General features: G+C 61.6%; 30 protein-coding genes and 1 pseudogene. 13 read left to right on the top strand and 18 right to left on the bottom strand.

The features are described 5' to 3' along the window. From ACYVDE_RS01730 to ACYVDE_RS01710, 5 genes and pseudogenes are all read left to right on the top strand, one after another. On the top strand, window positions 1-422 hold a 422-nt coding region (locus ACYVDE_RS01730), incomplete at its 5' end, for a hypothetical protein (RefSeq protein ID WP_460499748.1). A gap of 366 nt (window positions 423-788) precedes the next feature. Beyond that, complete coding sequence (locus tag ACYVDE_RS01725; RefSeq protein ID WP_460499752.1) at window positions 789-965, top strand: transposase; 177 nt, start codon at window positions 789-791, stop codon at window positions 963-965. 296 nt (window positions 966-1261) lie between these two features. Beyond that, window positions 1262-1384 carry a hypothetical protein gene (locus ACYVDE_RS01720; RefSeq protein WP_460499747.1) on the top strand — a complete coding sequence of 41 codons (123 nt, stop codon included), beginning with the start codon at window positions 1262-1264 and terminating at the stop codon, window positions 1382-1384. A gap of 126 nt (window positions 1385-1510) precedes the next feature. Continuing rightward, window positions 1511-1747: pseudogene (locus ACYVDE_RS01715) on the top strand (DDE-type integrase/transposase/recombinase); the annotation flags it as partial. Further along, window positions 1704-1913: an integrase core domain-containing protein gene (locus tag ACYVDE_RS01710; RefSeq protein WP_460499750.1), complete on the top strand. Its 210-nt coding sequence runs from the start codon at window positions 1704-1706 to the stop codon at window positions 1911-1913. The pseudogene ACYVDE_RS01715 and the gene ACYVDE_RS01710, both read left to right, overlap by 44 nt. Here the strand turns inward: ACYVDE_RS01710 and ACYVDE_RS01705 are convergent. The 3 genes from ACYVDE_RS01705 to ACYVDE_RS01695 form a co-directional block, all read right to left on the bottom strand. Then, window positions 1910-2581: an MIP/aquaporin family protein gene (locus ACYVDE_RS01705; protein WP_460499745.1), complete on the bottom strand. Its 672-nt coding sequence runs from the start codon at window positions 2579-2581 to the stop codon at window positions 1910-1912. The two genes, ACYVDE_RS01710 and ACYVDE_RS01705, sit on opposite strands and share 4 nt — an antisense overlap. A gap of 85 nt (window positions 2582-2666) precedes the next feature. Then, window positions 2667-3713, bottom strand: coding sequence for an arsenosugar biosynthesis radical SAM (seleno)protein ArsS (gene arsS / locus ACYVDE_RS01700; protein ID WP_460499749.1), 1047 nt, complete (start codon window positions 3711-3713; stop codon window positions 2667-2669). A gap of 96 nt (window positions 3714-3809) precedes the next feature. Beyond that, complete coding sequence (locus tag ACYVDE_RS01695) at window positions 3810-4142, bottom strand: arsenosugar biosynthesis-associated peroxidase-like protein (protein ID WP_068229436.1); 333 nt, start codon at window positions 4140-4142, stop codon at window positions 3810-3812. A gap of 415 nt (window positions 4143-4557) precedes the next feature. Here ACYVDE_RS01695 and ACYVDE_RS01690 point away from each other — a divergent pair, with 415 nt between their 5' ends. From ACYVDE_RS01690 to ACYVDE_RS01665, 6 genes are all read left to right on the top strand, one after another. Then, entirely contained in the window at window positions 4558-5346 is a 789-nt protein-coding gene (locus ACYVDE_RS01690) for a DUF547 domain-containing protein (RefSeq protein WP_460499744.1), read from the top strand. A 47-nt stretch (window positions 5347-5393) separates the two neighbouring features. Continuing rightward, a complete protein-coding gene (gene arsM, locus ACYVDE_RS01685) occupies window positions 5394-6362 on the top strand; it encodes an arsenosugar biosynthesis arsenite methyltransferase ArsM (RefSeq protein WP_460499743.1) in 969 nt (322 codons plus the stop codon). Next, window positions 6343-6597, top strand: a complete 255-nt coding sequence (locus ACYVDE_RS01680; protein WP_460499742.1) for a hypothetical protein — start codon at window positions 6343-6345, stop codon at window positions 6595-6597. The genes arsM and ACYVDE_RS01680 overlap by 20 nt, the downstream gene beginning before the upstream one ends. Window positions 6598-6776: 179 nt before the next feature. Continuing rightward, on the top strand, window positions 6777-6980 hold the full coding sequence (locus ACYVDE_RS01675; RefSeq protein ID WP_460499741.1) for a hypothetical protein: 204 nt from the start codon (window positions 6777-6779) through the stop codon (window positions 6978-6980). Between the two features lie 278 nt (window positions 6981-7258). Next, window positions 7259-7729: a DUF6252 domain-containing protein gene (locus ACYVDE_RS01670; protein WP_460499740.1), complete on the top strand. Its 471-nt coding sequence runs from the start codon at window positions 7259-7261 to the stop codon at window positions 7727-7729. Between the two features lie 875 nt (window positions 7730-8604). Next, the gene (locus tag ACYVDE_RS01665; protein ID WP_460499739.1) at window positions 8605-9114 is read left to right on the top strand and encodes a PAS domain-containing protein; all 510 of its coding nucleotides are present in this window, start codon (window positions 8605-8607) and stop codon (window positions 9112-9114) included. Between the two features lie 189 nt (window positions 9115-9303). Here the strand turns inward: ACYVDE_RS01665 and ACYVDE_RS01660 are convergent, their stop codons facing one another. The 13 genes from ACYVDE_RS01660 to ACYVDE_RS01600 all read right to left on the bottom strand — a co-directional run bounded on the left by ACYVDE_RS01660 (window position 9304) and on the right by ACYVDE_RS01600 (window position 20209). Further along, window positions 9304-9633 carry a hypothetical protein gene (locus ACYVDE_RS01660; protein ID WP_460499738.1) on the bottom strand — a complete coding sequence of 110 codons (330 nt, stop codon included), beginning with the start codon at window positions 9631-9633 and terminating at the stop codon, window positions 9304-9306. Window positions 9634-9929: 296 nt separating this feature from the next. Continuing rightward, a complete protein-coding gene (locus ACYVDE_RS01655; protein ID WP_460499737.1) occupies window positions 9930-10343 on the bottom strand; it encodes a hypothetical protein in 414 nt (137 codons plus the stop codon). 165 nt (window positions 10344-10508) lie between these two features. Continuing rightward, window positions 10509-10775, bottom strand: coding sequence for a hypothetical protein (locus tag ACYVDE_RS01650; RefSeq protein WP_460499736.1), 267 nt, complete (start codon window positions 10773-10775; stop codon window positions 10509-10511). A gap of 168 nt (window positions 10776-10943) precedes the next feature. Then, window positions 10944-11315, bottom strand: a complete 372-nt coding sequence (locus tag ACYVDE_RS01645; RefSeq protein WP_460499735.1) for a DMT family transporter — start codon at window positions 11313-11315, stop codon at window positions 10944-10946. Next, on the bottom strand, window positions 11312-12301 hold the full coding sequence (locus tag ACYVDE_RS01640) for a sterol desaturase family protein (protein WP_460499734.1): 990 nt from the start codon (window positions 12299-12301) through the stop codon (window positions 11312-11314). Before ACYVDE_RS01640 ends, ACYVDE_RS01645 begins: the two co-directional genes overlap by 4 nt. 174 nt (window positions 12302-12475) lie before the next feature. Continuing rightward, a complete protein-coding gene (locus ACYVDE_RS01635; protein ID WP_460499732.1) occupies window positions 12476-13366 on the bottom strand; it encodes an N-acetylneuraminate synthase family protein in 891 nt (296 codons plus the stop codon). 110 nt (window positions 13367-13476) lie between these two features. Next, on the bottom strand, window positions 13477-14283 hold the full coding sequence (locus ACYVDE_RS01630; RefSeq protein WP_460499731.1) for a Rossmann-fold NAD(P)-binding domain-containing protein: 807 nt from the start codon (window positions 14281-14283) through the stop codon (window positions 13477-13479). Between the two features lie 12 nt (window positions 14284-14295). Next, window positions 14296-14691: a GlcG/HbpS family heme-binding protein gene (locus ACYVDE_RS01625; RefSeq protein ID WP_460499730.1), complete on the bottom strand. Its 396-nt coding sequence runs from the start codon at window positions 14689-14691 to the stop codon at window positions 14296-14298. Window positions 14692-14776: 85 nt separating this feature from the next. Next, entirely contained in the window at window positions 14777-16108 is a 1332-nt protein-coding gene (locus tag ACYVDE_RS01620; RefSeq protein ID WP_460499729.1) for a PLP-dependent aminotransferase family protein, read from the bottom strand. A 127-nt stretch (window positions 16109-16235) separates the two neighbouring features. After that, the gene (locus tag ACYVDE_RS01615) at window positions 16236-17189 is read right to left on the bottom strand and encodes a transketolase family protein (protein WP_460499728.1); all 954 of its coding nucleotides are present in this window, start codon (window positions 17187-17189) and stop codon (window positions 16236-16238) included. Window positions 17190-17257: 68 nt separating this feature from the next. After that, a complete protein-coding gene (locus ACYVDE_RS01610) occupies window positions 17258-18115 on the bottom strand; it encodes a transketolase (RefSeq protein WP_460499727.1) in 858 nt (285 codons plus the stop codon). Between the two features lie 82 nt (window positions 18116-18197). Then, the gene (locus ACYVDE_RS01605) at window positions 18198-19004 is read right to left on the bottom strand and encodes a cytidylyltransferase domain-containing protein (protein ID WP_460499726.1); all 807 of its coding nucleotides are present in this window, start codon (window positions 19002-19004) and stop codon (window positions 18198-18200) included. A gap of 128 nt (window positions 19005-19132) precedes the next feature. Beyond that, window positions 19133-20209, bottom strand: a complete 1077-nt coding sequence (locus ACYVDE_RS01600) for a hypothetical protein (RefSeq protein WP_460499725.1) — start codon at window positions 20207-20209, stop codon at window positions 19133-19135. 236 nt (window positions 20210-20445) lie between these two features. Here ACYVDE_RS01600 and ACYVDE_RS01595 point away from each other — a divergent pair, with 236 nt between their 5' ends. Together ACYVDE_RS01595 and ACYVDE_RS01590 are read left to right on the top strand one after the other, a co-directional pair. After that, on the top strand, window positions 20446-20874 hold the full coding sequence (locus ACYVDE_RS01595; protein WP_460499724.1) for a hypothetical protein: 429 nt from the start codon (window positions 20446-20448) through the stop codon (window positions 20872-20874). A gap of 46 nt (window positions 20875-20920) precedes the next feature. Then, window positions 20921-21559: a sce7726 family protein gene (locus ACYVDE_RS01590; protein WP_460499723.1), complete on the top strand. Its 639-nt coding sequence runs from the start codon at window positions 20921-20923 to the stop codon at window positions 21557-21559. Window positions 21560-21685: 126 nt separating this feature from the next. Here the strand turns inward: ACYVDE_RS01590 and ACYVDE_RS01585 are convergent, their stop codons facing one another. Both ACYVDE_RS01585 and ACYVDE_RS01580 read right to left on the bottom strand, forming a co-directional pair. Further along, window positions 21686-22465: an SGNH/GDSL hydrolase family protein gene (locus ACYVDE_RS01585; RefSeq protein ID WP_460499722.1), complete on the bottom strand. Its 780-nt coding sequence runs from the start codon at window positions 22463-22465 to the stop codon at window positions 21686-21688. A gap of 8 nt (window positions 22466-22473) precedes the next feature. After that, on the bottom strand, window positions 22474-23836 hold a 1363-nt coding region (locus tag ACYVDE_RS01580; RefSeq protein WP_460499721.1), incomplete at its 5' end, for a glycoside hydrolase family 30 protein.

Here is a 23836-nt window from a genome sequence, read left to right as displayed (position 1 = left end):
CCCGGAAGGGCGTGCTGGCCGTGCCCAGTCAGCAGGAGCGCAACCGTCGGATGAAGCAGCTGGCCCGCGTGGCGCAACTCACTCGCCCCTTCGTGCGGGTGCAGTACGTGCGCGGCGAGGCCACCGAGGAAGTCCTGCCCCTCTACAAAGTCATCACCACGCACACGGCCCGGCACACCGGCGCCGACCTGCTCATGCTCGGCAGCGGCGGCGACTCAAACCTAAAGGAGAAAGCGCTGGGGCACGCCAGCGTGTACGGGCACGATTCGCTCGAGCGCTACGGCCCGGCGCTGCTGCGGGCGTGGGAGAATGCACTGGGTGCACCCGGGAAAAATGCACCCACTTTGGCCGAGGCGGTGCACTATGCGGCACCGAGCACGAATGGGGGCGGGATGATAATCCGGCGGGTTTCTTATCGCTGAATCCCGCCCGTTAGCGAAAGGCTGACACCGAGTGGGCCCACGAAAAACCCCGTTTCTGAAGCAGAAACGGGGTTTTTTATTTGTCGGGGTATGGATAGGGGTATAATACATTTTACTGTGTTTCCTAGTGGTTTACACAAAAAAACACTTTTCCTGCCTTTGTCCAGTGGGCTAAAATATTTTCAAGAAAAAATCTGCTCCTGTCCTTGTTAACATAAAACGGAGCCTACTTTAGCATCACCAACAGGGTACATTTCGCCAGGTGACCAGGTTCCGCATCAGGTGTTGGGACGGTCAGTTTGCTGCGACTTGGCTAATTTCTACGATTGAGGTGGTCTAGGCAAGCCGGACAGAAGAGGGAGGTATATTTCTTCTGTTAAGGCAACCAAAATCAGCGGGTCGTCGCCCGACAAACGACGCAAATACGGCGAGGCCTTCAAGACCGAGGCGCTGCGCCTGACCGGCGAAAGCCGCAGCACGCAGGCCGCCGCGCAGCAACTGAATATCAGCCACGAGCTGCTCTGCCGCTGGCAGCAAGCGTAGCTCGTGGCCGCAGTAGGCAGCCGCGGCCCGGAAGTACGGGGTCCTGCGCGCTCGGCTCGACCGGGCCGAGCAGGAGCTCGATATTTAAAAAAAGCCTCGGTCAGCGCCTGCTGGAAGCGCAGGCTCGGCCAGCCGAATCGGTGAACACCTACGAGCACATCACCCGGCGTGCGGCCTATGTGCCCGTGCATCAGCTCTGCCACGTGTTGCGCGCGGCCCCGGCCGCCTACTAGGTCTGGGAGCGCCACCGACAGGTACCACCCGCCAAGCCCGACTGGCAAGTCGTAGTTCGCAAGGTGTTTGCCTACCACAGCCAGCGCTACGGCACGCGCCTGCTACGGGCCGAAGTGCAGGGCGGCCACGCGGTGGGCCGCTGGCGCATCTACCGCGTGCTTAAAGTCCACGGCTTGCGGGCCTAGCAGCCGCGCTCGTTTGTGCCGCGTATCACTGATTCCGACCCGAGTCTGGGTGGCTACATCACGTACCTGCCCCGCCAGGGCGGCGGCTGGCTCTACCTGGCCGTGTAGCTCGGCCGGTGCTCGCGCAATATTGTTGGCTGGGATATGCGCGACACGATGCCCGAAGCCTTGGTCAGCGAGGCCCTGCGTCGTGCCCTTGTGGTGCGCCGCCCGCCGGCCGGGCTTAACCAGGGCAGTCAGTACACAGCTACCCGCTTCAAAGCCCTAGTGGCCCAACACGGCGCCCAGCAAAGCATGAGCCGGCGCGGCAACTGCTACGATAAAAGCCCACGCCGAATGGTTCTGGAGCCACTACCAAGCTGAGTTACTTGACGGCGGTAGCTTCCCCGGTCTGCCCGAAGCCAGGCTCGAAATCAGCCACCACATCGCCTATTACAACACCGAACGGTGGCATTCTTCGCTTGGCTACCTTGCTCCAAACCACTTCAAAACCCATCTTCAAACAACGTCCCAATGGTGTCCGGCTTAGCTAGGCAACCTTTCGGGCGCAGGGTCCAGGAGCCGGTTGGCCAGCACGGCCAGTAGCACACCAGCCAGCGGGGCGGCCACGTATACCCAGGCCGCGGTAAGATTCCCGCTGAGCAAAGCCGGGGCGAGTGAGCGCGCGGGGTTCATGGATGCCCCGCTGAGCGGGCCGCCCACCAACGCTTCCAGTCCTACGGTAGCGCTAATGGTCAGGCCCACCAGTAAGCCTTGCTCGTAGTAGCTGGACGTAACGCGCAGGATGATGAGCATCAGCCAGAAAGTGAGACCGAGCTCCACCCCAAAAGCCTGCGTGGCACTGTGGGCGGGAAGCGTGGCGCCCAGCGACGAGCCGGGGGCGGCCAGCAGCCACACCGCTCCGCTGCCCAGGAACGCTCCCACCAGCTGCGCCAGCACGTAGGGCAGCACCCGGCGGCCCGGGAAGCGCCCGGCGGCCCAGAAGCCGATGGTCACGGCCGGGTTGACGTGTGCCCCACTTACGTGCCCGAGGCCCTGGATGATGATGAGCACGATAAGTCCGAAGGCGGCGGCTACCCCGCCGTGGCCCAGGTTGTGCACCTGCTCGTCGACCACCACTGCACCCGTCCCAAAAATCAGCAGAAAGGCCGTGCCGATTACTTCGGCCAGCAGGCATTGGCGGAGGGTCGGCGTCATGCAGGCAGCCCCTTGCAGGGCCTGAAAGGTGAGTGCCCGTGCGGGCGACTGAGTACGAAAAAAAGACTGCTGATATCGGCAGCGGCTAAGCTACCGTGCCTCCGCAACTGGAGCCCGCGCCGGCCGTGCAGCCGTAGCAGTGTTGGTTCACCACGATGGGCCGCTGGGCCAGGGCCGCTGCGTCGAAGTCGCGGATGTGCTGGCTGGGGCTGGCCACGTGCAGGTCCAGCATCTGGTTGAAGTCGCAGTCGTAGAGGCCGCCGTCCCAGCCCACCGAAATGGTGTCGCGGCACATCACACCCGCCGCCGCCGTGGGGTTAAAGGCGTTCACCAGCTTCTCCATGTAGCCCGCGTAGTTGCCCGATTCAACCAGATAGTCGAGGAAGCGGCTCACCGGCAGGTTGGTGATGGCAAACAGGCTGTTGAACACGATGCCGTGGTCTTTGAGCAGGGCCTGCTTGAACTGACGCTCCAGCGCGGCCTGCGGGCCGGGCATGAACGCCCCCGCCGGATTGTACACCAGGTTCAATACCAAGCCGCTGCCGGGCTGCCCGTAGCCCACGGCGTTGAGCATCTTCAGCGCCTTGATAGAGTCGTCGAACACGCCGTCGCCGCGCTGGCGGTCGGTTTTATCCGCCGAATAGAAGGGCAGCGAGCTGACCACCTCCACGCCGTGCTTTTTGAAGAACCCGGGCAGGTCGTGGTACTTCTTGTTAGCCACGATGATGGTGAGGTTGCAGCGTACCAGTACCTTGCGGCCCAGCGCCGTAATCTGCTCCACAAACCAGCGGAAGTCGGGGTTCATTTCGGGGGCCCCGCCGGTGAGGTCCACGGTCGGAATATCGGTTTGGGCCAGCGCGTCGAGGCAGAGCTGCATCGTTTCGCGGGTCATGATTTCCTTGCGGTCCGGCCCGGCGTCGACGTGGCAGTGCTTGCACACTTGGTTGCACATCTTGCCCACGTTGATTTGCAGCACCGCCGGCGCCACCGGCCGCAATGGAAACAGGCTCGCCTCACGCATCTTTTGCTGAAAGGGCGGCAGGTGCAGCACGTCCACCACTTCCTGGCGCAGCACGGTGAGCTGAAAAGCTGAATCGGCGAGCCGATTGCCGGTGGCTTTGAGGGATTTTATCATGAGGGGCAGACAATGAGGCTACGGAGCAAAAGAATGCTCAGGATGACAATGCGGCTTTCTAAACAGCTTCAACAAATTCCGACAATCAACCAGCTACATCGACAACTCCTTGACTTTATTCATCATCTGCACGCCGTGCACCAGGGTGGCGCCGCCGCGGATGGCGGCCGCCACGTGCACCGCTTCCATCATTTCGGGCTCGGTGCAGCCTTTTTCCAGGGTGTCGGCCGAGTAGGCGTCGATGCAGTAGGGGCACTGCACGGCGTGGGCCACGGCCAGGGCAATGAGAGATTTCTCGCGGGCCGTGAGGGCACCTTCGGCAAACACGGCCCCGTAATAAGCGAAGAATTTGTCGGCAAACTCTTTCTGAAACTCGCCGATGTTGCCGAATTTCTTGAGGTCGGCGGGGTTGTAATACGTTTCCATAAAGGGGATTTTACTGAATTACGAAAAAAGAACTGCGGGCAGATTGCCGCGGCCTACTCGTAGAAGTGGCGCATTCGCGCTGGGAAGTTAGCACCACTCAGCCGCCCAGCCGCGGCCGCAGCGCGTGCACCACCTGAATAAGGCAGCCCAGGACCGAAATTTTTGCCCGCGCAGCAAGCCGAGCCGCCTGGCATACCGCTGAAGGCTGAAATGGAAAAGATAAACGTGACGCTGCCTTGCGCCTCGATGAGGAGGGGCCGCGCTGCTTTGAGCGGGTACGCTACGCCGTACGCGTGGCTGTTGAGCCGCTGCCGAAACACCTCCGGCTGCAAATCGGCATAAAAATCGGCATAGTAGGCCCACTGGCAATCTTTCGGGCGGCAATATCTCGTAGGTTGCTTCAGTGAATAAGCTCATGAAAACCTCAATCCTGGCCGCCCTGGTGCTGGCGGCTGGCCAACTCCCCGCCGTGGCTAACTTCAACCCGGCACCCGCGCCCGCTCACACCCTGGCCGCCACCGGGACGCCGGTTGACCACAGCGCCTACGACAAGCTGCTCAAAAAGCACGTCACGGCGCAGGGCTTGGTTGATTACAAAGGATTCAAGGCTGATGAAACGGCCTTCAACCAGTACCTGGCCCTGCTGAGTAAAAACCCGCCGGCCGGCAACTGGAGCAAAGCCGACCAGATGAGCTACTGGATTAATGCCTACAATGCGTATACCATCCGCCTCATTCTCGACCACTATCCGGTGCAGAGCATCAAGGATATTGGCTCCAAAATCAAGATTCCGTTCGTAACCACCCCGTGGGCGGCCAAATTCTTCAGCATTGGCGGCGAGAAGATGAGCCTCGACCACATCGAGCACGGCATTTTGCGCAAGAAGTTTGACGACCCACGCATCCACTTCGCCCTGGTGTGCGCCTCCATCTCCTGTCCGCGCCTGCGCAACGAGGCCTACGTGGGCTCCCGCCTCAGCGCGCAGCTCGACGACCAGGGGCGCGACTTCCTGAACAACCCGGCCAAGAATAAAATCAGTAAGTCCGCAGCCCAGCTCTCGAAGTATTTCGACTGGTACAAGGGCGACTGGCAGAAAAATGGCCAGTCAGTGGCAAAGTGGGTCAACCGCTACTCGACTACCAAGATGGACGATAACATTAGGATTTCCTACCTGGACTATAATTGGAACCTGAACAAACAGTAATCTGGCCGTAGCTTCGCCCACCACGCGATTTCACTTCCCTTTTCTTCATGAGTTACCTCGAAACCACCGCCAACGTGTACCGCCAGGCGGCCCAGGAGCCCCAGGTGGGCCTGTGCTGCACCACCAACCCCGTGTGGCAACTGCCCGGGCTGAGCATTCCGTCACGTATGCTGAGTATGAACTACGGCTGCGGCAGCACCGTGAATCCGCGCGACCTCACCAACAGCCCCACCGTGCTCTACGTGGGCGTGGGTGGCGGCATGGAGCTACTGCAATTCGCCTACTTCAGCCGCCGGCCCGGGGCGGTGATTGGCGTGGACGTGGTGAGCGAAATGCTCGATGCCTCGCGCGAAAACATGCAAACGGCCGCCGAGCAGAACGACTGGTTCCGGCCGGAATTTGTGGACTTGCGCGCCGGCGATGCGCTGCACCTGCCTGTAGCCGACGAAAGCGTGGACGTAGCCGCCCAAAACTGCTTGTTCAACATCTTCAAAACCGACGACCTGAAGCGCGCTTTGCAGGAAACCTATCGGGTGCTCAAGCCCCACGGCCGCCTCGTGATGTCGGACCCTACCTGCGAGCAGCCCATGAGCGACGAGCTGCGGGCCGACGAGCGCCTGCGCGCCCTTTGCCTCACCGGCTCGCTGCCCCTGCAGGAGTACCTCAACATGATAACCGAGGTGGGCTTCGGCACCGTGGAGGTGCGCGCCAGGCGCGCCTACCGCGTACTCTCGCCGCAGCACTACGCTACCGATGAGCTGATTTACATCGAGAGCGTGGAGGTGTGCGCCATCAAGGACCCCATGCCGGCCGACGGGCCCTGCATTTTTACGGGCCGCACGGCCATCTACTACGGCGCCGACGAATATTTTGACGACCAGAAAGGCCATGTACTGCTGCAAAACCAGCCGTTGGCCGTCTGCGATAAAACGGCCGGCGCCCTGGCGGGCCTGGGCCGCGAAGACATCTTCATCTCGCCCTCAACCTACCACTACGATGGTGGTGGCTGCTGCTAAGCAGCCCTGGAAAGCCTGCCGGAACGTCATGCTGCGCCTCGCACAGCATGACGTTTCTTTTTATGGTTTCAACAGTCCGCCCGCATGTTCCTTCGAGTTGCGCCATTACGGCATTGAGGTAGCGGGCCTGCGGGTGGGCACCATGACGGCTACGCGCCATTCCGCCCTCGGCTACTGCTCTCCCAACCACTTCGAAACCCGGCTTCAAACAACGTCCCAACTCTGTCTGGCTTAGCCAGACCACCTCAACAGAAGCTGGAGCCCGGCCCACCCGGCGGGGCTTTTTCGCGCCTGACAACTTGGAACCAGGCGCGTGGAGGGCCGGCCCTGTAATGCCAAGCCCACCCCGCCGATACATCTGCTGCCGGGGCCCTCGTATCTTCCCGCGGCATCACCCGTTCCATTTCCACTGCCATGCTATTCGCCATTCTGCTGCCCGGCATCTCCATGATGTTTCGTGGGCACTTCCTCAAAGGCTTGCTCTGCGGCATCCTGCACGTCACCCTCATCGGCTGGATACCGGCCGCCATCTGGGCCGTGGCCTCCTACCGGGAAGACCTAGCCGAAGCGCGGCACCAAGAAACGCTCCGGATGCTGGCGCAGCAGCGGCGCTATTAGCGGCAGCCGCCCTTGGTACCTGCCCAGGCCCTGCGGCCCCCGCCTTTCACCACGCCCCGGCTCATCAGTCGGGACTTTTGCTGCATCATCACCCATTTTACTCTCTGAGGCGGCGAAATGGGCGATGACGCAAACGCGTGGGCATGGGGCGAAAACAACATGCTGTCGCCCGCCATATGCTGTTGCATAGAAGTTGTTTGGCCCGCTACCTTTGGTGAGCGTGGACCGGTGAGTGCCGGTCACATTTTTTTTCCTTCCTTTTTTCCCCTTCCTTTTTTATGACCCTTTCCTTTCGCTCTCTGCGGACTACCGCCGCGGCATTAGCGCTGGTTTCCCTGGCCGCTTGTTCCAAGAAGAACGATGCCACTCCCACCCCCGCCGCCGACACGATGGGCATGAGCTGGACCGTCGACGGCAACAACGTGACGGCTTCTACCGCTGTCTCGCAAGCTGTCTCGGGCAATCTGGTCACGTTGGCCGGCTCGACTGGCAACACCGGGGGAATTTTCCTGGACGTACCCAAAACGGCTGGTACCTACACCATCACCAGCTCGAGCGACGCGTCGGCCAGCTACGTGGTGACGCCCAGCTCGGGCAGCAGCCAGTTCTATGATGCAACGTCGGGCACCATCGTGGTCAGCACGGTATCGGCCACCAGCATCAGCGGCACCTTCACCTTCACGGGTACGGTATCGGGCGGCACTGCCACCAAGGCAATAACGAACGGCAAGTTCAACGTGAAGCTGTAAGGCGCACCCCGTACCGGAAAGCTGCCATTTCCTGACAGAGGCAGCGTAACCCCTGCAAAGCCCCGCCATTCGGCGGGGCTTTTTGCGTGCTGCATACCGCGCGAAACGGCTGCAGTAGCCGTCGCACTGCTTTTTCAGCAGGCTTTCCGCGCCGGTCCGGCACTGGCTATAGCCCCTTGAGGTAGTGTTCCCACAGAGCCCAGGCCAGGGCGGCTGCGGCTGCCATGCCCATCACGGCGTAAACGGTCCGTGACTGACGGGACCGGATGGCAGCAAAGTGAGTACGCAGGGTGCTGAATTTCATGGCGCCGGCAGGGCAGAAGTGGAGGTTTGTTAACTAAAGTCTCATCGGTTGGGTTGCCGCCGCCGCGTTATTAATTCAGGCGCCAACAAAGCAAATACGTGTCTCTTGCTGCTAACTATTTGTTGGATAATTGATTGTATACTTTCGCAAATATGCCGAAATGTCGCAGGCTGAATTTCGGCAGGTGTTGTGCCCGGGTGCTTTGGGTTAGATGGCCAGTAATGCGGCCGGCGTGTGCCGGATGAATATTACGGCCCTCTGCCGGCACTTCCGCCGCTTTGCTTTGCAAGCCTCCTAAGTATGATGGGTATTATTTCGGGCAGCGCTACGGATACGCTACCAGCCTATTGCCGCGCCATTATATTCGCTCAACGAATAGGCTCAGCAAGGCGCTGTGCCGCTGCCGCTTCATCTCAAGAGCAGCCCGCGGCGACGGACGGTTCAGCTTAGGTGCTGGGCAATACCTTTGTGACGCGGCGGCAGTATGCGCTGAACGGGCATTGCCAGGCGCTAGTATTGCACTTCCAATCGGTCATGGAATTGCTTTTGGTTCAACCCTAATTGCGTGAGCATGCATACTGCCCCTTCCGACATAGAACGCCTGCAAACCGCCGTGGATGCGGCGGGCGTTGGGACCTGGGACTTTAATCCCATCAGCGGCGAGCTGGTCTGGTCGGCCCGCTGCAAAGAAATATTCGGCCTGCCGCTGACGGCACAGGTTAGCTACGAAGACTTTCTGGCGGGCGTGCATCCCGACGACCGCGCCGCGACCGATGCAGCGGTGCAGCAATCCCTGGACCCGGCCGGCACAGGTACCTACGATATTGAGTACCGGACCCGCTGGCAGGAGAGTGGCCCCACCCAGTGGGCGCGGGCCACGGGCAAAGCTTTCTTCGACGCTGACCGCACCCATGCCCAGCGCTTTATCGGAACGATTACCGACGTCACCGACCACAAGGCACTGCTCGAGCGCATCAGGCAAGCCTACGAGGAGTTGGAAGTGAAAGTAACGTTCCGCAACCTAGAGCTCGAACGCGAAGTCCGGCAGCTCCGGGCGCAACTCGCCGGTGTGGGCAACTAGCCAGTAGCCCGGCCTCATCGCAAAGGCTACGAGTAAATCCACCAGGGAGCCTCGCCCGTTCAGCGGGGCTTTTTTGGCTGCACAATGTTTTGCCGGTATGATGGCAGGTGCAAGCGAGCAGGGCTTGGTAAACAAGCCAACCCGGCGGATATCGGTGGTACCTGCCCCCTGCTGTACTGGCTGCCGTGGTTAGCGCCGCTTGCCGCCCAAAATACTGCGCGTGGGCTGGGCCCCGGCCTGGGGTCGGTTGGCGCGGGGTTGGTCGGCGCGGCTGGTGCCGTTGTCGAGGTCGCGCTCGGGCAGGCCGTTGGGGAAGGTGCTGCTGGTTGTGCCGCCCAGTTGCTTGTCGGTGTAGCCCCTAGGGTAGCCGGGCACGGCCGGGGCCGCTACTGCATTGGGCGAAACCATCCGCGAAGCCGTGTCGGTTGGGGGTGGCGTGGCTGGTTTTCGGGGTACTTGTGCTTGGGTGGTACCAACGGCGGCCACCAACAGGGAGGCAAATAGCAAAGAAGCGCGCATGGGAATGAATAATTCTCGTGAATAGCAAACCTTGGGCTTGTACGGCAGAAGCGCTGCGAATGGCTGGCGCGCAGCCCGCCGCAGTAGTTTCCCGGCTCACCTATGTTGCAGCAGCCAGTCAATCCAGCTTGCTATAGTTGCGCGAGCAGGCAGTCACCAACGTAGAATTATCGCTACCACGCCTTATCTGTCTTCCATCAGCCCAAAGACGCTTCGCGATGCGGAGCCGGCTGCCACCACACGCGTGAGGTAGGGCGGTAGGTAATTTGAATGGCTGAATAGAAGTAAGTTGCGGTTTAAGCCGGCTGGCAGCGGCGCAGCCAGTCACGGGCGGCGCCCTCATCGGTAAACCAGTTCATGCGGACGGCCGGGGTGTTCCACTCGGGCAGGGTAGTCGCGTTGGGACCGGGCTGCTGCCGGGGTCGGGGGCGGGCCAGAAAGGCGATGCACGGTGGCTGGCCCAGCTCGGCCCGCACCCGTGGGAAATATTCTTCCTGCATCCAGTAGTGCAGGGCTACGGGCTGGGACTGCGTGTGCGAGCGGCCATCGAGCAGCCAGGACGGGCACTGATGCTGCTGGGCTGCACGCAGCATCTGCTCGGCGCATTCGGTCATTTCCTCCGGGCTCAGCGTGCGTTGCAGGGTGCCCAGAAGCAGCGGCGGAGTTGATTCGAATGCAATCTGGTAAAAGGTGAGCGGGGGCAAAATCATAGAGATGGGCAACACAACCCCAAAGGTATAGCCGGGGTGGGTTTGGCCGTTATCGGCCGGGCGTGGGAGCGAGGCTGAATGGCCAGGCTAGCTGGCACGAAAAAGCCCTTTCGCAAAACAACGAAAGGGCTTTTTGGAAGGTGACAGGGTGTAATAAACGCCGGATTAGTTCAGCCAGATGCGCTCAACAAATTCGAAGCGGTGCGGCGCGAAGGCATTGAAATAGGGGGCTTCGCCTTCGAAACCCAGCACGTGCACCAGCTCCAGGCCTTCGGTGCGGCTTTCGACTACGCGCACGGGGTAGGTCTGGCCTTCAACCGGCCAGTCGCCGACGTGGTTGGCCGGGCGGTTGTCGGCATCCACGCACACGGCGTAATCCAAGTAAGGGGCGGCCGTGGTGGCCTCGGCAAAGGTGTGGTTAGCTACTTCCATAAACTAAAGATATTAACGCGGCGCAGAAACCGCACGGTTGGTGCCGGCAGGTTGGAACGTTGTGGGGCCGGCGCCTTCGGCAGCCTTCAACCGCGCCGGACAATTTTTGGTGCGACGGGCGCGCATTTTTTGCCTCCGCCACGCCGGCCGGGCCAATGCTCTGCACCGTTAATCGAGGCGGCGCAAACCCAGCACGCCAATGATAATCAGGCTGGTATAAAATACGCTCAGCCACGAAAACGGTTGTTTGAGGTAAAGCGTGTCGACTAGCTTAATGCCCACCACGGCCAGCGCCATCCAGGCCGAGTAGGCGGTAGCGGTAGGAATGTCGCGCATGGCCAGCGATAGAAACCACACGTTGGCCAGCCCAAACCCCACGTAGGCCAGCAGCGGTAGCACCGGCAGCAGCAGTGCCGGCTGCCCCAGGCTGTGCGCCCAGGCTATTTCCTTGATGCGCTGCATGCTCAGCGCCTTGAGGCTATACGTCCAGCAAACCTCCATGAAAGAGGCCAGAAACAGCGAAAACCAGGGATTAATCAACGGGATGAAACGGCGGGGGAATGATGAGAAGAAACGGCCGGCACCTGGCCAAAATTACCGCCCGGGCGCTGCGCCGGAATGGTTTCGGCATACGGCTCGGGCACGGGCCAGCCGTGCAGCGGCTTCAGGGCCGGCACGTGGTCAGTCAGCTTGGTAAGCAGGCGCCCGCGAATGCCGTGGTAGGCCCGAAACAGGCGCGACCGTTTGGCCAGCGCCTCCTCATCGAACCGGGCCACCGAAAAGACGTGCTGGCTGAAATAGTCTTTCGGAAAAACATAGGGCAGGCCCCATTTCTGCGGCTTGCGGCCGTCGGGCAGGTAGGCGGTGCCAAAAATCCAGTCCCAGAAGGCGAATTTGGTGGAGAAGTTGGCGTAGAACACCTCCTCGTGGTCGGCGTGGTGCCAGAGGTGCATCTCGGGGCCGTTGATGAAATATTGCAGGCGGCCCGAGCGCACGTCGATGTTGCAGTGAATCCAGATGCCCCATACGGCGTCGATGCACGCCTTGATGGGTACCACCATAGGGTCGGCCCCAAGCAGAACGATGGGCGCAAATTCAATGGTCTGGTTAATCAGAATCTCGACGGCGTGGGAGCGGGAGCCCGCCAACCAGTCCACCTGCTTGCCCGAGTGGTGCGCCTCGTGGGTGCGCCAGAAAAACGGGCTGCTGTGCTGGAACCGGTGAAACCAGTAGATGTAGAAATCGTGCGTAATCACGAAAAACAGCACCTGCACCCAAATCGGCCAGCCCGTCACAAAATGCAGCTTTGAGAACCCGAAATGCTGGTCGAGCGGCTGAATGATGTAGTCGAAAATGACGATTTTCAGCGCGTAGCTCTGCACGAAGGTGTAGAGCACCAAATCGGTCCAAAAGCCCTCGCGAAAAAACGGCAGCCCCTTGCGGTAGGGAATGATGCGTTCCAGCGTAATCACAATAGCCACCCAAGTGAGCAGGATGGCCGTGGTAATGAGTTCGACTTCAGGCATGGGGTGAGCAGATTCTGGTTTCTCAAAAGAACGTCATGCTGAGCGCAGCCGAAGCATCTCGCGTGCGGTAGTAATTCAATCGATTGGATTACTGCTGCACGCGAGATGCTTCGGCTGCGTTCAGCATGACGTTCTTTATTTGTTCACGGATTCAGGCGAAACAACCCGAACACCCTATTCCTGGTTCGGCGTCAGCTCGCGGCGCAGGCGGGCGCGGGGCTCCAGCTCAGAATCGTACACGCGCTTGATGCCGTCGCCGAGGCCTTCTTCCACGTCGCGGATGTCGCGCACGAGCTTGGCCATGCCGCCGGGCTCCACCGAGGCAGCATGGTCGGAGCCCCACATGGCGCGGTCGAGCGTAAAGTGGCGCTCCACGAAGCTGGCGCCGAGCGTGACAGCGGCCACGGTGGTGGCCAGTCCGGTTTCGTGGCCCGAGTAGCCGATGGGCGTTTCGGGGAACAGGCCCTGCAGCACGGGCACCATGCGCAGGTTCAGCTCGGCCGGCGGGCAGGGGTAGGAGGAAGTAGAATGCGCAATCATCAGCTTATCCAGCCCCACCCATTTCACTGCCTGGTGAATCTCATCGAGCGTGCTCATGCCGGTGCTCAGCATCAGCGGGCGGCCGGTGGCACGCACGCGGTCGAGCAGGGGCTTGTCGGTGAGCGAGGCCGATGCCATCTTGTACATCACCGGCGCGAACTGTTCCATGAAATCGACCGACGGCTCGTCCCAGCACGAGGCAAACCAGTCGATGCCCAGCGCGCGGCAGTAGTCGTCGATGGCCGTGTACTCAGCCTGGCCGAACTCGGTTTTGCGCTTATAATCGATGTAGCTCATGCGGCCCCAAGGGGTGTCGCGCTGCTTTTCCCACTGGTCTTTGGGCACGCACAGCTCGGGCGTGCGCTTCTGGAACTTCACGGCGTCGCAGCCGGCCTTGGCGGCTTCGGAGATGAGCTGCTTGGCCAGGTCGAGCGAGCCGTTGTGGTTGATGCCGATTTCGGCAATGATGTAGGCCGGGTGGCCCGCGCCAATGAATCGGTTTTTGCGGATTTCAACAGCTTGCATAAGGCGTTGTTTGGTTTTTAGTTGTCAGTTGCTCGTTGTCAGTTGTCAGGCTGTCCAGCCGCCGTTTCAGAAAAGAAACCAACAACTGACAACGAGCAACTGACAACCATTTAAATAGCCGTCCAGCCGCCGTCCACCACTAGGTTGGCCCCGGTCATGTAGGCCGAGGCGTCGGAGGCTAGGAACACGACCGCTCCCTGGTAGTCGGTAGCGGCAGCCATGCGGCCTAGCGGCGTTTTGGCGCTGTATTGCTTGATGAAGAATTCGTCCTGGCTGTTTTCCACGCCGCCGGGCGAGAGCGTGTTCACGCGCACGCCAGCCGCGCCCCAGTAGGCGGCCAGGTAGCGGGTAAAATTCACCACCGCGCCTTTGGTCATGGGATAGGAGGGTGACTTGTAGAAGGTTTGCTCGCCGGCTTCGTTGCGGTAGATGCTTTGGTCGGGCCCCACGAGGCCGTAGGTGCTGGCTACGTTGATGATGCTGCCGTGGCCCTGCTGCGCCATCGGCGTGCCGAATACCTGCGCCGCCAGAAATACGCCCGTCACGTTCACTTCCAGCACTTTCTGGAAGGTGGCTAGCGGGAAGTTCTCGAACTTGCTGAGGTCGGCGGCCAGCGCGGGGTTCTCGAACATGTCGTTGATGGCGGCGTTGTTCACCAGCACGTCGATGTGGCCGAAGCGGGCCAGAATCTGGTCGCGCGCGGCAGCCAGCGACTCGGGACTGGTTACATCAACCGCCAGCGCGAGGTGCGGCCCGCCGCCCAGCCCGAAGGCCACGGCCGCGGCGGCTTCGGCATTTAGGTCGGCCACCACCACGTTGGCCCCGGCTTCGGCCAAGGCCGCGCAGTGCTTCTGGCCGATGAGCCCGCAGGCGCCGGTCACGATGGCGGTTTTGTTGGTAAGGTCGAAGAGGGACATGGAATTCTGTTTTTATTTAACAAGCGCCCGCAAAGCACTTTCACCAATGGCTTTGTCTTGGTTGAAGTCGCCGCCCGCGATGCCTAGCCCGCCGATAACCACGCCATCGGCGACGATGGGAAAACCGCCTGCTATCGTCAGGATGTTGTGGTCCTTGTCGAATGCCTTTTGCAGCTCCGGCAGCTTCTGGCCGATTTCGGACAGCACATGGGTTGGCGTTTTAAGTTGCGAGGCAGTCACCGCTTTTCGCTTGCTGCTCTCAATGCCTAAAAAACTACTGTCTTGCTGGCGCCGAAGCGCCAGCAAGTGGCCACCCAGGTCCACTATCGAAATTGTAACTGCAACGCCTTGGCTTTGGGCTTCAGCCAGCGCAGCTCCCAATAGCCTATCTAGAGTTTCGTCCTTCATATACAGTCATGCTTGGCAGCAAGTAAGTAGGCCGTTTGGGGCGTCTTGGTCGTGTCGGAGCGATTTATTTGGTTGTAATCCAGCCCTAGTTCTTTACCGGCGCGGCGTTCGTCACCTTGCGGAACACGGCTTCCACCGGCTCGCCCAGCAGGCGCGACGCCACATCGCCGGCTTCGATGGCTTCCTTGAGCAGTGGCAGCACCTCGCGGTAGGCCGAGAGGGTGTAGGCTACGTCCGCGTCGGTGTGCGAGAAGCACATATTGTGGAAGCCGCCCCACATGATGCCGCGCTTGAACATTTCCTGCTGCACGAAGGCCTTAATCTCCATGCCGTTGCCGGCCGAGGGGTCGAAGGTTACGATGGTGCGGCAGTCGTAGCCGTAGCACTTGGTGTACTGGCTGATGCCCAATTCGGCGGCGATGTCGTTGTAGCCGTCCTTGAGCTTCTTGCCCTGCTCGGCGAGGCGGGCGGGCACGTTCTTCTCGCGCATCTCCGTGATGGTGGCTACGGCTGCGGCCAAGCTCAGCGCCTCGCCGCCAAAGGTGGTGAAGAAGAATACGTCCTGCTCGAACAGCTGCATCACGTCGCGTCGGCCGGTGAGCAGGGCAATGGGCATGCCGTTGGCGAAGGCCTTGGAGTACACCGCCAAATCGGGCGTGATGCCGAAATACTCCTGCGCGCCGCCCACGGCGATGCGGAAGCCGGTCCACATCTCATCAAAAATCAGCAGCGTACCGTTTTCCTTGCACAGCCGGGCTACTTCGTGGAGGAAGTTGTCCTTGGGGGCGTCGAAGATGAAGGGCTCCAGAATCACGCAGGCCACGTCGTCATCGAGCAGGGCCTTCAGCGAGTCGATGTTATTGTACTCGAAAGCCGATACCAAGTCCTTGCTTTCCTGCGGGATGCCCTTGTCGCGGCTGGTGGTACCGATGTACCAGTCGTGCCAGCCGTGGTAGCCGCAGCACAGCACCTTGTTGCGCCCCGTGAAAGCCCGCGACACGCGCACGGCCGCCGAGCATACGTCGGCGCCCGTCTTGCTGATGCGGATGCTTTCGGCGTTCGGGATGATTTCGTGGATAAGCTCCGAAAGCTCCACTTCCAGCTCGTGCATCATTGAGAAGGTGATGCCGTCTTCAAGCTGGGCCCGGATGGCGTCGTCCACTTTCGGGTAGGCGTAGCCCAGCGAGATGGGGCCGATACCCATTTGGAAGTCAATGTACTCGTTGCCGTCCACATCCCATATGTGGGAGCCTTTGGCGCGCTTCACATACTTGGGGCTCACGCCCTTGGTGTACTGGCCGGGGCCTTTGGCGAGCGTCTGCGTCACGGGCGTCATGATGCGTTGGGCACGGGCGTACAGCTCGTCCGACTTCGTGATGTCGGGGTAATTCTCGTTAGAAGAAACGGTGTTGGGCATGGTTTTGAAAGCTGTAGAGACGCAATATTTTGCGTCTCGTCGTTGCTGATGTTGTTATTGTTGCGCGGTATTGAGTGGCTCGGCGTGGTTCCGGTCGTTCAACGATGAGACGCAAAATATTGCGTCTCTACTCCGCAAACTCGTTTTCGAGCACCGCCGGGCCTTCGGCAATGGCCGCGCCCGACTCGCCCAGATACTCCGTGATGCGGCGCGCAATGTGGTGGCCGGTGAAGCCTTCGTGCTCCAGCACCGCGCTCAGGCGGCCGGGGCGGTACCAGCGCTCCTCCAGCGCCAGCGGCAGCACGCGAGCCGTGAGCTGGTGGCGCAGCAGGATTTCGGCCAGAATGGAATACAGACCGCCGGTGACGAAATGGTCTTCCACCGTCACGATGAGCGAGCCGCGGCGCACCACGTCGAGCAGGACCGCTTCGTCAATCGGCTTGAGGCTGCGCAGGTTGATGAGGCCTACCGACTTGCCCTGGGCCTGCAGTAGCTCGCGGGCCACCAGCGTTTGCTCGAACAGCATCCCGTAGGTGAGGATGGTGATGTCGGTGCCCTCGGCCACAATTTCGGCCTTGCCGATTTCAAACGGGGCATGCTGGTAGGTGCCGGGCCGGGTATTCACGCGCAGGTAGGCCGGCTGGGGCGAGGCCCAGATGGCGGGCAGCATGGCCACCATATCGGCTTCGTCGGCGGGCGCAAAAACCGTCATGCCGGGAATGCCGCGCATCAAACTCACGTCCTCAATGGCTTGGTGGGTGGGACCGTTGCCGTCGGAGAGGAAGCCGGGCACGAAGCCGCTGAGTTTCACCGGTAGCTTCCCGATGCCCACGTCGGTGCGGATAAATTCAAATGCCCGCAGCGTGAGGAAGGTGGCCAGGGCGTGCACCACCGGCACGCGCCCACGCAGGGCCAGGCCGGCGGCGGCCCCGATGAGCGTCTGCTCCGTAATACCGGTATCGATGAAGCGCGGACCGAGCACGGCGGGCAGGTTGCGAATGAGGGCGCGGTTTTCGGCCGTCATCACCACGATGCGCTCATCGGCGAGGGCGGTTTTCTTGATTAGTTCTTCGTAGTTCATAATGTAGCGCGAACTTGTAGTCCGCGAATGAATCGGTTACTCGCGGACTACAAGTCCGCGCTACTGCTCTATCTTACCGTCAGCGTTTCACTCGTCAAAGTAGTAGCCACCTGGCTGTGCAGCTCCTTCAGCAGCTCTTCCACTTCCTCGGTCGAGAAGTTGCAGAACCAGCGGTCGGCGCGGGCTTCGATGCTGGGCAGGCCGCGGCCGCGCACCGTGTCGCAGATGATAACGGATGGCTTCGACTCAGAGAAGGGGAGGGCCGAGAAGGCCTCTTCCAGCTGCGCGAAGTCGTGGCCGTCGATGCGGCGCACTTCGCAGCCGAAGGCTTCGAATTTGGGCGCCAGCGGCTCCAGCGGAATGAGGTCTTCGGTGGCTACGTTGGCCTGGAAATGGTTGCGGTCGACCACCAGCGTGAGGTTATTCACCTTGTGGGCGCTGGCTACCAGCAGGCTTTCCCACACGGTACCCTCGTTCAGCTCGCCGTCGCCGGTGATGACGATGACCTTGTTGTCCTGGCCGCGCATCCGGCAGTCTATGGCCACGCCCAGGGCCACGCTGGGCAGGTGCCCGAGCGAGCCCGAGTGGAATTCCACGCCCGGCACGTTGCGGTTGGGGTGCCAGTAAATGTGGTCGTCGGTGCTCAGGTGCTGGTCGAGGCGGGCTTTGTCGAGGAAGCCGAGCTCCACGAAAGTGCCGTAGAGGGCGGGCACGTCGTGGCCCTTGCTCAGGAACAGGTAGTCGCGGGTGGGGTCCGTCAGGTTGTCGGGCCGCACGTTCAGCAGTTCGCTGTAGAGGTACACCAGCAAGTCGGCGCAGCTCAGCGAGGCGCCGGTAAAGCAGCCGCCGTCAGTGCTCAGGCGCACGATGTGCTCGCGCACCTTCAGGGCCATTTTCGCTAGTTTCTGTTGGGTTTCAGAGGTCATTTGGTGCTTGGTTGTTGGTGCTTGGTGCTTGGAAATGGGAGTCGGCCTTGAAAGCCAGGCACCAACAACCAAGCACCAGGCACTAGATTTTGCGGGTTTGCGACGAGTCCACGGTTTTGAGCTCGTCCAGATGGTTGCGGTACCAGTTCACGCCGGCGTAGCGGGCATTAAGCCGGGCAATATCGGGTCGTTTTTCCAACAGGGCCAGTATGTCCGGCAGGCCAAAGGTCGGGTTGCCGGGGTAGAGCGCCTCGTACACGGCCTTTATGAAATCGTAATCTTCGGGGTAGTCGATGGTCCAGCGGTGGGTCATCGAGTAGTCGAGGCCGGTTTCCCATTCCACGTTGCCCAGCCGGAACCGGTCGGGGTTTTCCCAGAAAAACGGCGTGGTGTGCTCGCGCTCCAGTGGGCGCCGGGCCTCGCGCCAAGCCACTTCCAGCTCCGCGAAGGGCATCACTTCCACGTCGTTGCCATCGGGAAAAGTGGCAGGGTGCAGGTTACTCACGAAGTCGTAGCGCTCGGTGAAATCGAGGTAAAAGCCCACCACCTCATCAATCACGGCCGGGTCGATGAGTGGGCAATCGGATGGAATTTTCAGCACCACGTCGGCCCCGTAGTGGCGGGCAGCCTGGTAGTGGCGGTCGAGCAAATCGAGCGCATCGCCGCGGAAACATTCCAGACCGTGGGCGGCGCAGAGGTCGGCCACGGCGTCATCGGCAGGCTCGATAGTGGTGGCTACCACCACGGTGCCGGCTAGGCGGGCGCGTTGCACTCGCTGCACCATGCGCACCAGCAGCGGCTCGCCGGCCAGCGGCAGCAGCACCTTGCCCGGCAGGCGCGACGAGCCCATGCGGGCCTGCACAACGGTTACAATTTGGGGAAGCGGCATAAGCAAGCGGTGGGGTTGATACCGCGTAGGCGGTCAGCAAACGGAAATACGCTAAAATTGGCCGGACAAAATGCGGCCGGCCGGGCAAGTGACTGGTAAATAAAACAGTAAAATAGGGCTGCTTTGGGCTATTGCGCTACCGAAGAGGCCACCGGCCGGGCCGGGGTTGCAAAGGCCTCAGCATCGAACTGCCGCAAAAACGCCGGCCCGCTGCCGTTGAACTGGCCGAAGCCCCGGCAAATGGCCGCAATGCGCCGGGCCGAAGTACCGCCATTCTGCCAGGGCAATTTGCGCCGCAGGTCGTCCACGTCGAAGTACGAATGCACGGGTTTGCCCAGCGCCAGGCCCACGTATACCACCGTCGAATACTGTGTGATGAGCTCCACGCAGTTGGCAATCATGTGGTCGGTGTTGCCTTCGGTGAAGACGAGCGTGCCGGGCGGGGCGTGCTCCTTAATCTCGTCCACGGCGCGGGGCAGCTCCTCGTTGGGATGCAGCTTGAAGGCCAGCGGGCGGCCATTGGCAATGCGGGCGCACTCACGAATGAACTTGGGCCGGTTTTCGGGCGTGAAGGTTTCGCGCAGGTCGGAGGTGGCCACCAGCACGTAGCCGTGGTGCGGGAAGTCGTTGTGGCGGGCCTGCTCCAGGTTGTCGAAATTCGGAATCCCCGTCACCACCAGCTTGTCGGCATCCACGCCCACGCGGGCAAAATGCTCGCGGTAGCCTTCCGAGGCCACGCAGTAGATGTCGCAGCAGTTGTTCATGCCGTTCAGGGCCGTGCCGATGGCCAGAATGGGGTAGCGGGTGAAGCGCTTCACTAGCCGCGCCCACAGGTTGAGCGGGTCGGTCATGCCCTCCTGCACAAACACGGTTTTGGTGCGCTTGATGAGCGGCCAGGGCACAATCACGTCGGAGCAGCACACGATGAGGTCGTAGTGGTTGCCGTACACGCGGGCCTCGAAGTCATTTTTCAGGTCGTGCGCGGCCAGGTACTTGTCGGCTTTGGCCTTGATTTTGCCGGTCACGATGGTTTTATCGAGGCCGCCCGTCCAGAGCAGAAACTTGTAGAAGGGGCGCTGCCAGCCGTCGTAATACAGCTGGCTGAAATAGGGTTCGTACTCATCCTCCAGCAGCTGCGCAATCTGGTGCATTTGCGTGGTTTGGTTGGGCGAGCCGATGAGAAACAACGCTTTTTTTCGGGACATGCAGAACGTGCGAATGAAACGGCCGCTACGGCCGGGGCTTGGAGCGGCGGCCAATGTACTGCCGAAAAGCGCGGAGCCGCATGAAAATGGCATCAGCTACGTAGTTGCCGCAGGTCAAAATGCGTAGTAAACGCCCTGCGCTCCGTATGCTCATTCCCGTATACCCAGGCCGGCGAATAACGGTATTTAAATAGTAATAACTAGATGTTTTCCGGCTTTTTTTGTTTTATTTGACCATGATTCTACGCTCGCTACCCGATGCTGATGGCAGCCGTTGCCTTCTCACGCAAGAGCCCGATGGCTGGCTGCGCGCCACCTGGCGCGGCTTTGTCGATACGGAAGAGGCCCTGCGCGGGGCCGACGACTACCTGCGTACTCTGCAAAGCCTGCGCAACCCTTACCTGCTGAACGACAACGTGGAGCTAATGGGGCCGTGGTTCGATTCCATCGAATGGCTCGAGCGCATCTGGATGCCGCAGGCGCGGGCCATGGGCCTGCGCTATGTGGCCCACGTGGTGCAGGCCGATGCGCTGTCCGACATTATCACGGTGCATTTCGACAAAGGCCTTGCCGGGCCGCTCGAACTCCAGATATTTCAGCAGGTGCCCGAGGCCGAGGAGTGGTTGCGTGCCTGCCAGCGGCAGCCGCTGGCCGCGCAGCGCTAGGGCCGGCCAGCGCGCCCGGCCGCACCGTGCTATTTTTGGGGTTGCCATGAACGACCCGGAAATCCGCGCCCTGCTCTACCCGCTGCTGCTCGGCGGCGTGCGCATCGACGAGCTGCCCACCGGCACCACGCGGGCCGACGTGGTGCACATCACCGAGCACTTCATGCACGGCTACGAGGTGAAGGGCGACGGCGACACCCTGCAGCGCGTCGCCAACCAGCTGCGCTGCTACGGCGAGGTTTACGACTTCGTCACCTTCATCATCACCGAAAAACACCTGCCCAAGCTGCTGCCGCTGCTGCCCGCTTGGGTGGGCGTGCAAGTAGCTACTGCCGAGGGCCTGCGTCTGCACCGCGCCGCTGCCTACAACGCCACCGTGGCCCCGGCACCTTTGTCGCGACTGATTTTGCTGGAAGACGTGAAGCAGTTCCTGCTGGCGCGGGGCCTGGCCGGGGCCAGCACTTTGCGCAGCGCCGAAATCGGCCGTTTTTTGCGCACTACCAACGTAGTGCCGCTCTCGGCGCTGGCGCAGTTCGTGCGCGAGCGCCTTATGGCCCGCCTGCCCGAGCGGCTGCTCATCCGGGCCGAGCGCAAAGCCGAGCGCGAGCGCCTGCCACCGCGCCGCAAAAAGGCCCGGCCCAAGTCGAAGAAGAAACCCACCAGTCGTAAAAAATCGGCTTTGTAAAACGAATCCAGAACGTCATGCCGAGCTGGCCGAAGCATCTCTACCGCCGCAGTAATCAAATTGCGTTGCGCGGGAGAGATGCTTCGGCCAGCTCGGCATGACGTTCAAAATGGGCCTAATCAGTAGCTATTTCTGCTTTAGCGCTTGGGCCACGGCCTGGTTTAGCAGGGGCTCCATCACGCGGTAGCCGGCGAGGTTGGGGTGTACGCCGTCGTCGCCGTAGGCTTTGCGCAGGCCGTTCTGCTCGTCTTTCAGGGCCGAGTGCATGTCGTAGTAGGCGAAGTGCTGCCGGGTGGCGTAGGCCCGCAGCTGCTGGTTGAGGGCCAGGATTTTGGGCGCCGGGTTCAGGCCCTTGCGCCACCAGAAATCGGTGGCGGGGGCCACCGAGCCCAGCACTACCCGCACGCCGTGGGCCCGGGCCAACTCGCACATGCTCATGAGGTTGTTCATGGTGGTTTGCGGGTTGTAGGGGCCGCTGTTTTCGGCAATGTCGTTGGTGCCAACCAAGAGGACGACCACCGCCGGGTGCAGGTCGAGCACGTCGGCGCGGAACCGTACCAGCGTTTTGCCCGAGGTTTGCCCGCTGATGCCGCGGCCCACGTACTCGTAGGTGTTGCCCTGGAAGAAAGCCGAGTCGGCCTTCACCCAGCCTTCGGTGATGGAGTTGCCGATGATGACCACGCGGGGCCGGCCGGGCCGGGGCGCGGGCAGGCGCTGGTTGGCGGCGGCGTAGCGCTCCAGGTAAGCCCAGTCGTTGTGCAGCAGGTATTCCTGGCGCTGGCGGTAGGCTTCGTCGGCCGCTTTTTTGGCGGCTTCAGCTTCAGCCGAAGTGGGCTGCTGGGCGTGGGCGGCCGGGGCGGCCAGCAGCAGGGCCGCGGCCAGTGATAACGCGGATAAGGCTTTCATGCAGCGGGTTAATTCACGACCAGCGTCATAATCGAATGCGCGGCGGCCGTGGTTTTGGCGCCTTGGCCGCGCAGCCAGAGCTGGAAGTCCTGAGGTTTGTCGGTCTCGTTCATCACCACCACGGCCACGCTGCCGTCGGGGTTGCGGTAGGCGGTGGTTTGCAGGGCGTCGCGGTTGCTGGCAGCGCTGATGCGCCGGGCACCGGGCCGGATGAACTTCGAGAAGTGGCCGATGTAGTAGTAGGCGCTGGTGTAGATGAGCTTGCCGGCCTTGGTGTCGCCGATGATGGGGGCGAAGCAGAAGTTGCCCACGTGGTTGGGGCCGCCGGTTTCGTCGAGCAGCACGTTCCAGTCGGTCCAGCCCACGGTGCCGGCGTTGAAGTCGCCAATCATCGAGTGGCCGTACTTCTCGCCCAGGCTCCAGTCGTTCACTTTGGCCAGGTCGAAATTCTCCTTGCAGCCTTCGGTGAACAGCAGGTTGGTGTTGGGGTAGGCTTCGTGCACGCGGCGCTCGTTGTCGAACAGCATGCTGCTGCCGGTCCAGGTTTCGTACCAGTGGTAGCCGATGCCCCATACGTACTTGGCGGTCGCGGGGTCGTCGAGCACGGTGCTGGCCCGCTGAAACAGCAGGTCGCGGTTGTGGTCCCAGGCAATGAGCTTTTTGCCACCCAGCCCGCCCTTGGCCAGCGTGGGCCCGAGGTAGCCCTTGATGAAGTCGCGCTCCTCCTCGCCGGTATAAATGCACGACTCCCACTTCTGCGTCGCCATCGGCTCGTTCTGCACGCTCAGGCCCCAGACGGGGATGCCGTGCTGCTCGTAGGCCTTGATGAACTTCACGTAGTAGTCGGCCCAGGCCTGGCGGTACTGGGGCAGCAGCTTGCCGCCGCGCAGCATCTCGCCAGTGGTTTTCATCCAGCCGGGCGGGCTCCAGGGGCTCACGTAAAGGGTGAGCTTGCCGCCGGCCGCCGCCATGGCCTGCTTGATGAACGGAATGCGGTACTGCTCGTCGTGCCGCACGCTGAAGCTTTTCAGCGCCTCGTCCTTATCGGCCACGTAGGTGTAGCTGCCGCTCGAAAAATCGGAGCTGTGGATGCTGGTGCGGCCCAGCGTGTAGCCAATGCCGCTGCCGGGGCTGAAGTAGGCCTTGAGGAATTCCTGCTGCTGCGCCTGGGGCAGCTTGGCGAAGGTTTCGGCCGCGGCATCCGTCAGCGCGCCGCCAATGCCGAGCATGGTTTGAAACTGGTGCGTGGGGTCGACGAACACGCAGACTTCGGTTTCGAGCGGCTGCGCGGCCGGCGCAAATTTCAGGCTCTCGCCGGCGGCCAGGCGCTGGCTGGTGCCCTGCACCGTGGCAAACACGCGGGCTGTGCGG

This window comes from Hymenobacter agri (assembly GCF_054778495.1).
Note: the sequence above shows the minus strand (reverse complement) of the source record. Positions and strands in the feature narration are given on the sequence as shown.

What these genes read in the sequence shown, in the direction of transcription:
- ACYVDE_RS01705 (WP_460499745.1), bottom strand. Translation starts at nt 2,581, where the DNA reads ATGACGCCGACCCTCCGCCAATGCCTGCTGGCCGAAGTAATCGGCACG.
- ACYVDE_RS01695 (WP_068229436.1), bottom strand. Translation starts at nt 4,142, where the DNA reads ATGGAAACGTATTACAACCCCGCCGACCTCAAGAAATTCGGCAACATC.
- ACYVDE_RS01690 (WP_460499744.1), top strand. Translation starts at nt 4,558, where the DNA reads ATGAAAACCTCAATCCTGGCCGCCCTGGTGCTGGCGGCTGGCCAACTC.
- arsM (WP_460499743.1), top strand. Translation starts at nt 5,394, where the DNA reads ATGAGTTACCTCGAAACCACCGCCAACGTGTACCGCCAGGCGGCCCAG.
- ACYVDE_RS01680 (WP_460499742.1), top strand. Translation starts at nt 6,343, where the DNA reads ATGGTGGTGGCTGCTGCTAAGCAGCCCTGGAAAGCCTGCCGGAACGTC.
- ACYVDE_RS01675 (WP_460499741.1), top strand. Translation starts at nt 6,777, where the DNA reads ATGCTATTCGCCATTCTGCTGCCCGGCATCTCCATGATGTTTCGTGGG.
- ACYVDE_RS01670 (WP_460499740.1), top strand. Translation starts at nt 7,259, where the DNA reads ATGACCCTTTCCTTTCGCTCTCTGCGGACTACCGCCGCGGCATTAGCG.
- ACYVDE_RS01665 (WP_460499739.1), top strand. Translation starts at nt 8,605, where the DNA reads ATGCATACTGCCCCTTCCGACATAGAACGCCTGCAAACCGCCGTGGAT.
- ACYVDE_RS01660 (WP_460499738.1), bottom strand. Translation starts at nt 9,633, where the DNA reads ATGCGCGCTTCTTTGCTATTTGCCTCCCTGTTGGTGGCCGCCGTTGGT.
- ACYVDE_RS01655 (WP_460499737.1), bottom strand. Translation starts at nt 10,343, where the DNA reads ATGATTTTGCCCCCGCTCACCTTTTACCAGATTGCATTCGAATCAACT.
- ACYVDE_RS01650 (WP_460499736.1), bottom strand. Translation starts at nt 10,775, where the DNA reads ATGGAAGTAGCTAACCACACCTTTGCCGAGGCCACCACGGCCGCCCCT.
- ACYVDE_RS01640 (WP_460499734.1), bottom strand. Translation starts at nt 12,301, where the DNA reads ATGCCTGAAGTCGAACTCATTACCACGGCCATCCTGCTCACTTGGGTG.
- ACYVDE_RS01635 (WP_460499732.1), bottom strand. Translation starts at nt 13,366, where the DNA reads ATGCAAGCTGTTGAAATCCGCAAAAACCGATTCATTGGCGCGGGCCAC.
- ACYVDE_RS01630 (WP_460499731.1), bottom strand. Translation starts at nt 14,283, where the DNA reads ATGTCCCTCTTCGACCTTACCAACAAAACCGCCATCGTGACCGGCGCC.
- ACYVDE_RS01625 (WP_460499730.1), bottom strand. Translation starts at nt 14,691, where the DNA reads ATGAAGGACGAAACTCTAGATAGGCTATTGGGAGCTGCGCTGGCTGAA.
- ACYVDE_RS01620 (WP_460499729.1), bottom strand. Translation starts at nt 16,108, where the DNA reads ATGCCCAACACCGTTTCTTCTAACGAGAATTACCCCGACATCACGAAG.
- ACYVDE_RS01615 (WP_460499728.1), bottom strand. Translation starts at nt 17,189, where the DNA reads ATGAACTACGAAGAACTAATCAAGAAAACCGCCCTCGCCGATGAGCGC.
- ACYVDE_RS01610 (WP_460499727.1), bottom strand. Translation starts at nt 18,115, where the DNA reads ATGACCTCTGAAACCCAACAGAAACTAGCGAAAATGGCCCTGAAGGTG.
- ACYVDE_RS01605 (WP_460499726.1), bottom strand. Translation starts at nt 19,004, where the DNA reads ATGCCGCTTCCCCAAATTGTAACCGTTGTGCAGGCCCGCATGGGCTCG.
- ACYVDE_RS01600 (WP_460499725.1), bottom strand. Translation starts at nt 20,209, where the DNA reads ATGTCCCGAAAAAAAGCGTTGTTTCTCATCGGCTCGCCCAACCAAACC.
- ACYVDE_RS01595 (WP_460499724.1), top strand. Translation starts at nt 20,446, where the DNA reads ATGATTCTACGCTCGCTACCCGATGCTGATGGCAGCCGTTGCCTTCTC.
- ACYVDE_RS01590 (WP_460499723.1), top strand. Translation starts at nt 20,921, where the DNA reads ATGAACGACCCGGAAATCCGCGCCCTGCTCTACCCGCTGCTGCTCGGC.
- ACYVDE_RS01585 (WP_460499722.1), bottom strand. Translation starts at nt 22,465, where the DNA reads ATGAAAGCCTTATCCGCGTTATCACTGGCCGCGGCCCTGCTGCTGGCC.